We start from the raw sequence: 13,707 nt of genomic DNA, 5'->3' as shown, positions 1-13,707 counted from the left end.
GGAAAAACAGACTCAGCAAAGGTAAGCCTCCTGTTGTGAGCGGGCAGCGAACCACCGGTTTAACTTGAACGAACGTTCAAGTTAAACATGAATAGGTGGTTTTGGACTAATCGCAGGGCTGAGCGGTATGACGGCTGAGCAAAGGAAATCGTTCAGCGACTGCTCACGGAAATACCGCCCCGGTGTGGAATACAGTCAGTGTATCGGTGGCTGACAGGTCACTTGTGGCGAGCCTCCTCCCACAGGTGACCCGTGCAGGTTCTCTACTTCTGCGCCCCATCATCATGCTGCAGATTCGCTTGAGTGATATTCGCCCCCGCCGGCACATTGCGGGTCAGCCACACATTGCCGCCGATGGTCGAGCCCTTGCCGATGGTGATGCGCCCCAGAATCGTCGCCCCGGCGTAGATCACCACGTCATCCTCGACGATCGGATGGCGCGGGTGGCCTTTCTGCAGCTGCCCATCTTCATCGGCCGGGAAACGCTTGGCGCCCAGGGTCACCGCCTGGTAGATGCGCACGCGCTCGCCGATGATCGCGGTCTCGCCGATCACCACGCCCGTACCGTGGTCGATAAAGAAACTCGGGCCGATCTGCGCGCCGGGGTGGATATCGATGCCGGTGGCCGAATGGGCGATTTCCGCGCTGATGCGTGCCAGCAACGGCAAACCGGCGCGGTACAAATGGTGCGCCAGGCGATGGTGAATCACCGCCAGGATCCCCGGGTAGCACAGCAGCACTTCATCCACACTGCGCGCGGCCGGGTCGCCGTGATAGGCAGCCAGCACGTCGGTGTCCAGCAGGCTGCGCAGGGCTGGGAGCGCCAGAGCGAAATCCTGGATTAGGCGGATGGCGTGGGCGTCGATATCACTGTCATCCTCACCGCCCTGGCGCGCGGCGTAGCGCAGTTCCAAGCGTGCCTGGGCGAGCAGGGCATTGAGGGCCACATCGAGGGTGTGGCCGACGTAAAAATCCTCGCTTTCTTCACGCAGGTCCGCCGGGCCCAGGCGCATGGGGAACAGCGCCCCGCACAGCGACTCAAGAATCTGCGCCACGGCCTGGCGCGAGGGCAACTCGCGCCCACCATGCTCGCCGCTCAGGCGGCCATTGCGGGAGCGCCACTGATCGCGGGCGCCGCGCAGTTGGCTGACGATGGTCTGCAATTGCCAATGGCTGGAACGCTCACTCACGGTTTTCACTCCTGACAAAATGGCCATCACTTTACGGCAAGCGCACCGACCGACATTAAGAACCAATGGTGCGATGCTCATAACCATCGGACATAAGCGATTGACGGTTGCCCGATGAAAAGTGCCTGCCTATAGTCGGCCCATTACTTCGCCACCGTGTTTAACCATGATCAAACAACAGCTCGACCGTTTTGACCGCCTGGAACTGCTGGGCGGTGCCACCGCGCTGGAAAAACTCGAACGGCTATCGGCGTGGCTGGGCCGGGATATCTACGTCAAGCGCGACGACACCACCCCGCTGGCCATGGGCGGCAATAAGCTGCGCAAGCTCGAATACCTGGCCGCCGATGCCATCGCCCAAGGCGCCGACACCCTGGTGACCGCCGGCGCGATCCAGTCCAACCATGTGCGCCAGACCGCCGCCCTCGCCGCCAAGCTCGGCCTGGGTTGCGTCGCCCTGTTGGAAAATCCTACCGGCACCGACGATCCGAACTACCTGGGCAACGGCAACCGCCTGCTGCTGGAGTTGTTCGACGCCAAGGTGGAATTGGTGGAAAACCTCGATCACGTCGACGAGCAGCTCAACGCCGTCGCCGACCGGCTGCGCAGCAACGGCAAGACGCCGTACCTGGTGCCCATCGGTGGCTCCAATGCATTGGGCGCCCTGGGCTACGTGCGCGCCGGGCTGGAGCTGGCCGCGCAGATCGAAGACAGCGGCATCGACTTCGCCGCCGTGGTGCTGGCCTCCGGCAGTGCCGGTACGCACAGCGGTCTGGCGCTGGCCTTGAGTGAGGTACTGCCGCAATTGCCCGTCATCGGCGTCACCGTATCGCGTACCGAAGAGGCACAGTTCCCGAAAGTCCAGGGCCTGGCCGAGCGCACCGCCGAGCTGCTGGGCGTGGGCTTGCCCGAGGCGTTCAAGGTGATCCTGTGGGATGAGTACTTTGCGCCGCGCTACGGCGAGCCGAATGCCGGCACATTGGCCGCGATCAAACTATTGGCCAGCCAGGAAGGTCTGTTGCTCGACCCGGTCTACACCGGCAAAGCCATGGCGGGTTTGCTCGACGGTATCGGGCGTCAGCGCTTTGAGGACGGGCCGATTATCTTCCTGCACACCGGCGGCGCGCCGGCGCTGTTTGCCTATGACGCGGTGTTCAACTGAGTTAACCGGTTAAAAGTGGAAGGGGGCTTGCCCCGATGGCGGCCTATCAGTCAGAGATGCGCTGGCTGGACTATAGCTATCGGGGGCAAGCCCCCTCCCACATTAGAAACAGTTTATATTCTAAAAAAGAATATGATTTTGAATTTATATTATTTTCAAGTCTTAAAAACCGGCTTTATAGTCGCGCCGCAGGCGAAGACGCGCTTCGCGCTTTAAGGCAGGATACGCCTACTGCGTCACCTGCTTCGCTCACCATAAAAACACAGGGGCTCTTCATGTCTATTTCTGCATTGCGTCGCACGTTACTGGTTGGCACGCTGGGTCTGGCACTCGGTGCCGGTTGGTTGGGTCAGGCTGTGGCCGGCGAACAATTGGCCAATATCAAGAAGGCCGGCGAGATCAAAATCGGCCTGGAAGGTACCTATCCACCGTTCAGCTTCCAAGATGAAAGCGGCAAGCTCAGTGGCTTCGAGGTGGAGCTGTCCGAAGCCCTGGCCAAAGAGCTGGGCGTAAAGGTCAAGCTGCAAGCCACGCCATGGGACGGCATCCTCGCCGCGCTGGAATCCAAACGCCTGGACGCGGTGGTCAACCAGGTCACCATCTCCGAAGAGCGCAAGAAAAAGTACGATTTTTCCAAGCCCTACACCGTTTCCGGGATTCAGGCGCTGGTTCTGAAAAAGAATGTGGATAGCATCAAGACCGCCGATGACCTGGCCGGCAAGAAAGTCGGCGTGGGCCTGGGCACCAACTACGAACAATGGCTCAAGGACAACCAGCCCAAAGCCATCATCAAGACTTATAACGACGACCCGACCAAGTTCCAGGACCTGCGTATCGGCCGCATCGACGCGATCCTGATCGACCGCCTGGCCGCGCTGGAATATGCCAAGAAGGCTCCGGACACCGCCGCTGCCGGCGAAGCATTCTCGCGCCAGGAATCGGGTATTGCCTTGCGCAAAGGCGAGCCTGAACTGCTGGACGCCGTGAACAAGGCCCTCGACAAACTGCGCGCCGACGGCACCTTGAAGAAGCTGTCCGAGAAGTACTTCAACGCTGACGTCACTCAATAATGGAAGCAAGTTTCCAACTCGCACTGGATTCCGCGCCCTTTCTGCTCAAGGGCGCGTACTACACGGTGATCCTCAGCCTGGGCGGCATGTTCTTCGGTTTGCTGCTGGGCTTTGGCCTAGCCTTGATGCGCTTGTCGCGCTTCTTGCCGGTGCGTGGGATTGCTCGGATCTATGTGTCGTTTTTTCGCGGCACGCCGTTGCTGGTGCAGCTGTTTTTGATCTACTACGGCTTGCCACAAGTAGGCATCGAGCTGGACCCGATTCCGGCGGCATTGATCGGCTTCTCGCTGAACATGGCCGCTTACGCCTGTGAAATCCTGCGTGCCGCCATCGGCTCAATCGAGCGCGGCCAGTGGGAAGCAGCGGCCAGTATCGGCATGACCCGCGCGCAGACCCTGCGCCGGGCCATCCTGCCGCAGGCCATGCGCACAGCGCTGCCACCGTTGGGCAACAGTTTTATTTCGCTGGTCAAGGACACGGCGCTGGCCGCCACCATTCAGGTCCCCGAGCTGTTTCGCCAGGCGCAATTGGTGTCGGCGCGCACCTTCGAAATTTTCACCATGTACCTCAGCGCTGCGCTGATCTATTGGATCCTGGCCAGCATCCTGGCGCATTTTCAGAATCGCCTGGAAGACCGGGTCAACCGGCATGACCTGGAGTCTTGAAGCATGATCGTGGTTGAAAAACTGACCAAACAATTCAACGGTCAGGTGGTGCTCGCCGGCATCGACCTGGAGGTCAAGGAAGGCGAAGTCATCGCCATCATCGGCCCCAGCGGTTCCGGCAAAACCACCTTCCTGCGCTGCCTCAACTTTCTCGAAACGCCCACCAGCGGACGCATCAAGGTGGGCGATATCGAGATCGACGGCAGCCGCCCAATCAACCAACAGCAAGGCCTGATACGTCGTCTGCGCCAGCATGTGGGTTTTGTGTTCCAGAGCTTCAACCTGTTCCCGCATCGCACCGCGCTGGAAAACGTCATCGAAGGCCCGACCGTGGTCAAAAAGATGCCCCATGAGGCTGCGGTGGCTCTGGGCCGCAAGCTGCTGGCTCGGGTCGGGTTGGCGGGCAAAGAAGACGCCTACCCACGGCGCCTGTCCGGCGGCCAGCAACAGCGCGTGGCGATTGCCCGTGCGCTGGCCATGGAGCCGGAGGTGATTCTGTTCGACGAACCCACCTCGGCGCTGGACCCGGAGCTGGTCGGCGAAGTACTGGCGACCATCCGTAGCCTGGCCGAAGAGAAGCGCACCATGGTCATCGTCACCCACGAAATGAGCTTTGCCCGGGATGTGGCCAACCGCGTGATCTTCTTCGACAAGGGCGTGATCGTGGAGCAAGGCGAAGCCAAGGCGCTGTTCGCCAACCCCAAGGAAGAACGCACACGGCAGTTCCTGAGCAAGTTTCTCGCTCACTGAGCCTGCCTGTTTGTGGCGAGGGTGCCTGCGCCCTCGCCATACCCCGCGTTCCTACAGCAACGCCCCATCGAGCCGCATAAAACGCACCGCCTCGCGCCGCCTGAAATCCCCCTCCCAGTCAGACCCTTCTGAATATCCGCAAACCCGCCGTTTAGCCTTTTGCCGCCATTGACGCTCCTTGGCCAACCCTCTTATCTAGGCCTCAGAGGATTGGATCCTATCCCGGCTATTCACTGAATCGTGCCTTTCAGCCCCCCCTGCGCACCCGCGCCAAGGGGCCGGAACGATTGCTGCTGGCTGCATCAAGGAGATGACTTATGACGCCCACGCTCACCGCCCCAACGCTGCCCCAGGCCAACCGATATGGCATCAACGCTCGGGCGGCCACCCAGTTGCAGGTTGCCATTGCGCCGTACCTCGGCATGGACGAAGGCGACCTGATCGAATTGTTCTGGAACCGTTGCTTTGCCGCCTCGCGGCGGATCACGGCGTGCAAGGTCGGCACGCCTACGCACCTGCGGGTGCCGGAGAGTTTTGTGCAAGACGGCCTGGCGCAGGTGTATTACCAGGTTATGCAGGTGGGCCACGGCCCGGCGCGCTCGGCCGTGACCCAGGTGCGCGTCAAGACCAACGCCCCAGGCGGCCAGCCCCCGGCGCTGTACAGCGACGAAAACCAGAACCTGGCCCCCGTCGGCCTGCCCGAGACCATTCGCCGCTACGGCGTCAACAGTCGCCAGGTACGCCGTGGTGTGCCGCTGACCATTGAGCCCTACCTGAACATGACTACCGGCGACGCCATCACCCTGCGCTGGGGCGATGTGCGCATGGATCTGCCGAAGATCCAGGCTCGCGGCATCGGCCTGGCCGTGCAGGTTTGGGTGCCGGCGACGGTGATCGCGGAGGCGGGCGACGACTGCCGGCTGGAGGTGACGTACTGCATTCTGGATCGCGTTGGTAACACCTCGCACTGGGCGCCGTCACGCACGGTGCGCATCGCGGCGTCGACGTCGTCACGGCCGACCCGGGCCGTGACGCCCTATCGCCCCAGACCGCTCGGCTCCCCGTGCGAACCGGGCTGATCGCCTTCTATGCATATTCCTAAAAGTTAGTTTATTTAAATATTTAACAAGCTTAGGGTATATGCACCGGACCACCGGACATCTCTGAATTTTTGTTTTTAATTTCATTGAATGCGAGGTCGGTATGGTCAGAATTACCCCGGTGCGCAACGCCAGGGCATTGCGTGCAGCCAAGGAGCGGCGCTGATGTCTAACTTGGCTCTTACACCCCCAGTCACTCAGCTGGACGTCGCGCCTTTGCTGTTGCCGGCCGTGGTGCTGCGCAACGACGCAGAGGCGCTCGACGCCGCCCATGAGCTGGCCCAGGCCGCGCGCCTGCAAGCCGCCACGCGCGACCAGCAACGCAAACTGCCTTGGGCGCAAATCGAACAGTTCACCCGCAGTGGGCTGGGCAGCATTTCTATTCCCCGCGAGTACGGCGGCCCGCAGGTGTCCTTCGCCACCCTGGCCGAGGTGTTCGCGATCATCAGCGCGGCCGACCCCGCGTTGGGGCAGATCCCGCAGAACCACTTCGGCATCCTGCATCTGTTGCAGGACACCGCCACCGAGCGCCAGAAAGAGCAGCTGTTCCAGAGCGTGCTCGACGGTTGGCGCATCGGCAACGGCGGCCCTGAACGCGGGACTAAAAACACCCTGGAACTCAAGGCGCGCCTCACCGCCCAAGGCGACGGTTATGTGGTCAGCGGCCAGAAGTTCTACTCCACCGGCGCACTGTTTGCCCATTGGGTTGCGATCAAGGCGCTCAACGACGACGGCAAACAAGTCATGGCCTTCGTGCGCCGTGGCACCCAAGGGCTGCGCATCGTGGATGACTGGTCCGGGTTCGGCCAACGCACCACCGCCAGCGGCACCGTGTTGCTCGATCACGTCCCGGTGGACGCCGACCTGGTGGTGGACAACTGGCGCCTCGGCCAAAGCCCGAACATCCAGGGCGCGGTCTCGCAATTGATCCAGGCCGCCATTGACGCCGGCATTGCCCGCGGTGCGCTGCAAGACACCATCGCCTTCGTGCGTGAGCGCTCGCGCCCGTGGATCGACGCCAAGGTCGAACGCGCCAGTGATGACCCGTACGTGATCGCCGATATCGGCAAGCTGACCATCGAACTGCACGCTGCCGAAGCCCTGCTGCGCAAGGCCGGCCAGGTACTCGACCAGGTCAGCGCCGCGCCGATCACTGCGCAGTCGGCGGCGCGCGCGTCGATTGCCGTGGCCGAGGCCAAGGTGCTGACCACCGAAGTGTCGCTGCTGGTCAGCGAAAAGCTCTTCGAACTGGCCGGCAGCCGCGCCACCCTCGCCGAATTCAACCTCGACCGCCACTGGCGCAACGCCCGCGTGCACACCCTGCACGACCCGGTGCGCTGGAAGTATCACGCGGTGGGCGCGTATCGCCTCAACGGCACCTTGCCCGCCCGACACTCCTGGATTTAACCGAGCGGACGTCTGGAGACCTCTATGCCTTTCTCGACCAACGTCGCGGTGATCACCAGCGACGAACATGCCCTTGTGGTGGCCAGCGACCTGGCCGAAGACTTTCGTCGCGACAGCGCCCAGCGCGACCGCGAGCGCCGTCTGCCGTGGCCTGAACTGGATGTGTTCTCGCGCTCCGGGCTGTGGGGTATCAGCGTGCCCAAAGCCTTCGGCGGTGCCGGCGTGTCCAACGTGACCCTGGCCAAGGTCATCGCGCTGATCGCCCAGGCCGACGCCTCCCTGGGCCAGATCCCGCAGAACCATTTCTATGCCCTGGAGGTGCTGCGCGTAAATGGCAGCACCGCCCAGCAGCAGCGCCTGTACGCCGAGGTACTCGCCGGCCAGCGTTTCGGCAATGCACTGGCGGAGCTGGGCACTAAAACCGCCCACGACCGCGTGACGGCGCTGACCCGCGACGGCGATGGTTTTCGCATCAACGGGCGCAAGTTCTACGCCACCGGCGCGCTCTACGCCCAACGCATCCCCACCTCGGTGGTGGACGAACACGGCGTGCAGCAACTGGCCTTTGTGCCCCGCGACAGCCAGGGCCTGAACGTGATCGACGACTGGAGCGGCTTCGGCCAGCGCACCACCGGCAGTGGTTCGGTGGTGTTCGATAACGTGTGGGTCGCGGCGCAGGACGTGGTGCCGTTCCAGAGCGCCTTCGAGCGCCCGACCACCGTGGGCCCGCTGGCGCAGATCCTCCATGCCGCCATCGACACCGGCATCGCTCGCGCCGCCTTTGAAGACGCGCTGCACTTTGTGCGCACCAAAACCCGGCCGTGGATCGACGCCACCAGCGACAAAGCCAGCGAAGACCCGCTGACCCTGAAAAGCTTCGGCCACCTGAGCGTGCGTCTGCATGCCACCGAAGCCTTGTTGGAGCGCGCCGGCGAATACCTCGACCGCGCCCAGGCCGACAGCAGCGCCGAACACGTCGCGGCCGCCTCGATTGCGGTGGCCGAAGCGCGCGCCTTGAGCACCGAGATTTCCCTGGCCGCCGGCAGCACTTTGTTCGAGCTGGCCGGCAGCCAGGCGACCCTGGCTGAACACGGCCTGGATCGGCACTGGCGCAACGCACGCGTACACACCCTGCACGACCCGGTGCGCTGGAAGTATCACGCGGTGGGCAATTACTACCTCAACGACGCCAACCCGCCACTGCGGGGGACGATCTGATGGGCAAAAAGAAAATCCTGCTCAATGCCTTCAACATGAACTGCATCGGGCACATCAACCACGGCCTGTGGACCCATCCTCGGGACACCTCGACCCAGTACAAAACCCTGGCCTACTGGACCGATCTCGCGCAGACCCTGGAGCGCGGATTGTTCGATGGTTTGTTCATCGCCGATATCGTCGGCGTGTATGACGTTTACCAGCAATCGGTCGAGGTGCCGCTCAAGGAGTCGATTCAACTGCCGGTCAACGACCCGTTGCTGCTGATCTCGGCGATGGCCGCGGTCACCCGCCATCTGGGGTTCGGCCTCACCGCTAACCTCACCTACGAGCCGCCGTATCTGTTCGCCCGGCGCATGTCCACCCTCGATCACCTGAGCGAAGGCCGAGTGGGCTGGAACATCGTCACCGGCTACCTGGACAGCGCCGCCAAGGCCATGGGCCTGACCGAACAAGTCGAGCATGACCGCCGCTACGACCAGGCCGATGAGTATCTGCAGGTGCTCTACAAACTGTGGGAGGGCAGTTGGGAAGACGACGCAGTGCTCAACGACCCGCAGCAACGGGTCTACGCGCAACCGGGCAAGGTGCATAAGGTCGAGCATCGCGGCGAGTTCTATCAGGTGGAGGGTTATCACCTGTGCGAGCCGTCGCCGCAACGCACACCGGTGTTGTTTCAGGCCGGCAGTTCCGAGCGCGGCTTGGCCTTCGCCGGGCAACACGCCGAGTGCGTGTTTATCAGCGGGCAGAACAAAGCCGCGACCAAGGTGCAGGTGGACAAAGTGCGCGCCAGCGCGCTCAAGGCCGGGCGCAACCCCGAGGACATCAAGGTGTTTATGGGCATCAATGTGATCGTCGGCGCCACCGAAGCCCTGGCCTGGGAGAAACACGCCGAGTACCTGAGCTACGCCAGCGCGGAAGCGGGTGTGGCGCACTTTTCGGCCTCCACCGGCATCGACTTTTCCCAGTACGAACTGGACGAACCGATCCAGTACGTGAAGAGCAACGCCATTCAATCGGCCACCAAAACCCTGCAAAACAACGACTGGACCCGCCGCAAATTGCTAGACCAGCACGCCCTGGGCGGGCGCTACATCACCCTGGTGGGCTCGCCCCAACAGGTGGCCGATGAGCTGGAGTCGTGGATCAACGAAACCGGGCTGGATGGCTTCAACCTCACGCGCATCGTGACCCCGGAAAGCTACGTGGACTTCATCGACCTGGTGGTGCCGGAGTTGCAGCGGCGCGGGTCGTACAAGACTGAATATGAGCAAGGCACCCTGCGTGAAAAAGTCTTTCACGCCAGCGCCCGCCTACCCGACCAACACACCGGCTCTACGTACCGCCACTGATCAAAAGATCTGGGAGGGCACCTCCCACCGTACAACTGCCTTGTTTGCCCTGATCCCTGATGACTGGAAACCACTATGAAAAAGACCCTGATCAATAACCCAGTCAAAGCACTGGCCCTGGCCTTCGGGCTGTTCAGCTCGACGGTGTTCGCCGCCGACGCACCGCTGAAAGTCGGCACCACGGCAGCCTTTGCGATTCCGCTGGAGGCCGCCGTGGCCGAAGCCGGCAAGCAAGGCTTGAAGGTCGAGCTGGTGGAGTTCACCGACTGGATCGCACCGAATGTCAGCCTGGCGGCGGGCGACATCGATGTGAATTACTTCCAGCACATCCCGTTCCTGGAAAACGCCAAGGCCGCCGCCGGGTTTGACCTGGTGCCGTATGCGCCGGGCATCATCAACAACGTCGGGTTGTATTCGAAAAAATATAAAAGCTTCGCCGACCTGCCCCAAGGCGCCAGCGTGGCGATTGCCAACGACCCGATCAACAGCGGTCGCGGCCTGCAATTGCTGGCCAAGGCGGGCTTGATCACCCTCAAGCCGGGGGTGGGTTACAAGGCCACCGAAGAAGACATCGTCGCCAACCCGAAACACATCAAGATCCTGCAAGTGGAAGCCGTGCAACTGGTACGCGCCTATGACGATGCGGACCTGGTGCAGGGCTACCCGGCCTATATCCGCTTGTCCAAGACCTTCGATGCCGAGTCGGCGCTGCTGTTCGACGGCCTCGACCATCCCGAATACGTGATCCAGTTTGTGGTTCAGCCCAACAGCAAAACCGACCCACGAGTGATCAAGTTCGTCGACATCTACCAGCACTCGCCGGTGGTGCGCGCCGCGCTGGATAAATCCCTCGGCAAGCTCTACCAAGTCGGTTGGGAGGGCTGAACATGACCGTCGCCCACGCACATTTGCGCGACCTGGGTTTACCGCCCAGGGACGCCGAGCAGACCGAGCTGCATCCGCACCTGAACCGCGCCCATGTGCGCTTTATCAACCTGGGTAAGACCTACGACGGCAGCGTGCATGCGCTGCAAGGCATCGACCTGGCGATCCAGCGTGGTGAAGTGTTCGGCATTATCGGCCGCAGCGGCGCCGGTAAGTCATCGTTGATCCGCACCATCAACCGGCTTGAACAACCCAGCAGCGGGCGCGTGCTGATCGATCAGGTGGACATCGGCGACTTCGACGAAGACCACCTGGTGGCGCTGCGGCGGCGCATCGGCATGATCTTCCAGCACTTCAACCTGATGTCGGCCAAGACCGTATGGCAGAACGTCGAGCTGCCGCTCAAGGTAGCCGGCGTGCCCAAGCTGCAGCGCGAGCAGAAGGTGCGCGAGCTGCTGGAATTGGTGGGGCTCAAGGACAAGCATCAGGCTTACCCGGCGCAGCTCTCCGGCGGGCAGAAACAACGGGTGGGCATCGCCCGCGCGCTGGTGCACGACCCGCAAATCCTGCTGTGCGACGAGGCCACCTCGGCCCTCGACCCGGAAACCACCCAGTCGATCCTTGGCCTGCTGCGCGAGATCAACCGGCGCCTGGGCCTGACTATCGTGCTGATCACCCATGAGATGGCGGTGATCCGCGAAATCTGCGACCGCGTGGTGGTGCTGGAGCATGGGCGCATCGTCGAGCAAGGCCCGGTGTGGCAGGTGTTCGGCGATCCGCAGCATGAGGTCAGCAAAACCCTGCTGGCACCGCTGCAACAAGGTTTGCCGCCGGAGCTGCAAGCGCGCTTGCAGGACCAGCCGACCTCTGCCGAGGCGGCGGTGGTACTGCGCGTGCAGTTCACCGGCAGCGCCGCCGACGAGCCGGACCTGGCCGCGCTATTCAGCGCTCTGGGCGGGCGCGTGCGTTTGCTGCACGGCGGGGTGGAGCGCATCCAAGGTCACGCCCTGGGGCAATTGCTGCTGGCGGTGAGTGGTTCGGCCCACGGCGCCGACGCCTTGCGCCAACGCGCCGGGCGCTTTGCACAACAGGTGGAGGTGCTCGGTTATGTGGTTTGATCGTTTAGTACAGGGCGCCCTCGACACCCTGCTGATGGTCGGCGTGTCATCGTTGATCGCGTTGCTGGTGGGCATCCCGCTGGCGGTGTTCCTGGTCACCAGCGACAAGGGCGGCATCTTCCAGGCGCCGGCGTTGAACCGGGCGCTGGGGGCGTTCGTCAATCTGTTCCGCTCGATTCCGTTTTTGATCCTGATGGTGGCGCTGATCCCGTTCACGCGGCTGATCGTCGGCACCACCTACGGCGTGTGGGCCGCAGTGGTGCCGCTGACCATCGCTGCCACGCCGTTCTTTGCCCGGATCGCCGAGGTGAGCCTGCGCGAAGTCGACCACGGCCTGATCGAAGCCGCCCAGGCCATGGGCTGCCGGCGCTGGCACATCATTTGGCATGTGCTGTTGCCCGAAGCGTTGCCGGGGATTGTCGGCGGTTTCACCATCACCCTGGTGACCATGATCAACTCCTCGGCCATGGCCGGCGCAATCGGTGCCGGCGGGTTGGGGGACATTGCCTACCGCTACGGTTACCAGCGTTTCGATACGCAGATCATGCTCACGGTGATCGTGCTGCTGGTGGCGTTGGTGGTGCTGATTCAGGTGAGCGGCGATCGCCTGGCGCGGGTGTTGAACAAACGGTGAGGTATAGTCGGGACCTTTCAGTGCCCGGTATCGCTCGCCATGACCCTCAAACCCGACGACCTCGACCAGATCACCTCCACCACCCTCGGCCACTACAACAAGGTGGCCGAGGACTTTCGCGAAGGCACCCGCGACCACGATGTGAGCCAGAACATCGACGCCTTGCTGCGGCATATCCAGGGCGCGCCGCCGTTTACCGTGTTGGATTTTGGCTGCGGGCCTGGCCGCGATCTACAGACGTTTACGCGCCTGGGCCACATCGCCGTAGGGCTCGACGGCTCCGAGCGTTTCGCGCAGATGGCGCGCGAGGACAGCGGCTGCGAAGTGTTGCAACAAGACTTCCTCAAGCTGCAACTGCCCGCCGCGCGCTTCGACGGCATCTTCGCCAATGCGGTGCTGTTTCATATCCCCAAACAGGAATTGCCCCGGGTGCTCAAACAGCTGCATGCCGCGCTGAAACCGGGGGGCGTGCTGTTCAGCTCCAACCCGCGCGGCGACAACCAGGAAGGCTGGAACGGGCCGCGCTACGGGTCGTATCACGACCTGGAGGCGTGGCAGACGTTGCTGACCAGCGCAGGGTTCGTGGAGCTGGAGCATTACTACCGCCCTGCCGGATTGCCTCGCGAACAACAGCCGTGGCTGGCCAGCGTCTGGCGCAAACCTCACCAATAGCTTGGCAATACATACCCATGTGGGAGGGGCTTGCCCCCGATGACAGTGGGTCAGTCAGTACATCTGATACTGATACACCGCTATCGGGGGCAAGCCCCCTCCCACATTTACTGCACCTGATACACCACCGGCGTTGCACCCACCCGCAGCGTGAAAAAATTTTTAAGGGAAAGTGTGATGTTGCTGAATCACATCAACGGGACGCCAACGGCTGCCATTCGTCGCCACTGTCAATTCTGACAGTTACCCACCCCATCCGGATGGGGGTTTGATTCTCCTTGCACAACGCGCCAGTCCTGAGCGCGCTCCCAGCCAGGAGATTCATCATGTCCGACACCCCCCTTGGCCCCGAGAACAATTCGATCTCGGGCGGTCTACCCGCCGCGTCGCTTCCAGTGCCCTATCAATCACCCAGCCTGGAACGCCCTGAACCGCGACGAATTGAAGACCTGGATCACCCATATTCGGCCTTCCCCTGGGTCGA

General features: G+C 62.5%; 13 protein-coding genes. 12 read left to right on the top strand and 1 reads right to left on the bottom strand.

Annotation, left to right across the window (positions count from 1 at the left end):
* Positions 1-263: 263 nt before the first annotated feature.
* Positions 264-1,190, bottom strand: coding sequence for a serine O-acetyltransferase EpsC (gene epsC, locus FIV35_RS00065; RefSeq protein ID WP_034095345.1), 927 nt, complete (start codon positions 1,188-1,190; stop codon positions 264-266).
* A 166-nt stretch (positions 1,191-1,356) separates the two neighbouring features.
* Between epsC and FIV35_RS00060 the strand changes: the two genes are divergently transcribed.
* From FIV35_RS00060 to FIV35_RS00005, 12 genes are all read left to right on the top strand, one after another.
* The gene (locus FIV35_RS00060; protein WP_034136479.1) at positions 1,357-2,352 is read left to right on the top strand and encodes a D-cysteine desulfhydrase; all 996 of its coding nucleotides are present in this window, start codon (positions 1,357-1,359) and stop codon (positions 2,350-2,352) included.
* Between the two features lie 275 nt (positions 2,353-2,627).
* A complete protein-coding gene (tcyJ, locus tag FIV35_RS00055; protein WP_034136478.1) occupies positions 2,628-3,422 on the top strand; it encodes a cystine ABC transporter substrate-binding protein in 795 nt (264 codons plus the stop codon).
* Positions 3,422-4,087 carry a cystine ABC transporter permease gene (tcyL, locus tag FIV35_RS00050; protein WP_034111309.1) on the top strand — a complete coding sequence of 222 codons (666 nt, stop codon included), beginning with the start codon at positions 3,422-3,424 and terminating at the stop codon, positions 4,085-4,087. Before tcyJ ends, tcyL begins: the two co-directional genes overlap by 1 nt.
* A gap of 3 nt (positions 4,088-4,090) precedes the next feature.
* The gene (gene tcyN / locus FIV35_RS00045) at positions 4,091-4,837 is read left to right on the top strand and encodes an L-cystine ABC transporter ATP-binding protein TcyN (RefSeq protein WP_034136477.1); all 747 of its coding nucleotides are present in this window, start codon (positions 4,091-4,093) and stop codon (positions 4,835-4,837) included.
* Between the two features lie 317 nt (positions 4,838-5,154).
* Entirely contained in the window at positions 5,155-5,916 is a 762-nt protein-coding gene (locus tag FIV35_RS00040; protein WP_034136476.1) for a hypothetical protein, read from the top strand.
* A 186-nt stretch (positions 5,917-6,102) separates the two neighbouring features.
* On the top strand, positions 6,103-7,344 hold the full coding sequence (locus tag FIV35_RS00035; RefSeq protein WP_034136475.1) for an SfnB family sulfur acquisition oxidoreductase: 1,242 nt from the start codon (positions 6,103-6,105) through the stop codon (positions 7,342-7,344).
* Between the two features lie 24 nt (positions 7,345-7,368).
* A complete protein-coding gene (locus FIV35_RS00030) occupies positions 7,369-8,562 on the top strand; it encodes an SfnB family sulfur acquisition oxidoreductase (protein ID WP_034136474.1) in 1,194 nt (397 codons plus the stop codon).
* Positions 8,562-9,914: an LLM class flavin-dependent oxidoreductase gene (locus FIV35_RS00025; protein WP_034136473.1), complete on the top strand. Its 1,353-nt coding sequence runs from the start codon at positions 8,562-8,564 to the stop codon at positions 9,912-9,914. Before FIV35_RS00030 ends, FIV35_RS00025 begins: the two co-directional genes overlap by 1 nt.
* A 75-nt stretch (positions 9,915-9,989) precedes the next feature.
* Complete coding sequence (locus FIV35_RS00020) at positions 9,990-10,799, top strand: MetQ/NlpA family ABC transporter substrate-binding protein (protein WP_034095337.1); 810 nt, start codon at positions 9,990-9,992, stop codon at positions 10,797-10,799.
* Between the two features lie 2 nt (positions 10,800-10,801).
* On the top strand, positions 10,802-11,917 hold the full coding sequence (locus FIV35_RS00015) for a methionine ABC transporter ATP-binding protein (RefSeq protein ID WP_034136472.1): 1,116 nt from the start codon (positions 10,802-10,804) through the stop codon (positions 11,915-11,917).
* Positions 11,907-12,551 (top strand): methionine ABC transporter permease, encoded by a 645-nt coding sequence (locus tag FIV35_RS00010; protein ID WP_034136471.1) that lies wholly within the window; start codon positions 11,907-11,909, stop codon positions 12,549-12,551. Before FIV35_RS00015 ends, FIV35_RS00010 begins: the two co-directional genes overlap by 11 nt.
* A gap of 39 nt (positions 12,552-12,590) precedes the next feature.
* On the top strand, positions 12,591-13,223 hold the full coding sequence (locus tag FIV35_RS00005; RefSeq protein ID WP_034095334.1) for a class I SAM-dependent methyltransferase: 633 nt from the start codon (positions 12,591-12,593) through the stop codon (positions 13,221-13,223).
* The last annotated feature ends 484 nt before the right edge of the window (positions 13,224-13,707 follow it).

This window comes from Pseudomonas rhodesiae, assembly GCF_007858255.1.
GTDB classification, from domain to species: domain Bacteria; phylum Pseudomonadota; class Gammaproteobacteria; order Pseudomonadales; family Pseudomonadaceae; genus Aquipseudomonas; species Aquipseudomonas rhodesiae.
This window is presented reverse-complemented; position numbering and strand designations above follow the sequence as displayed.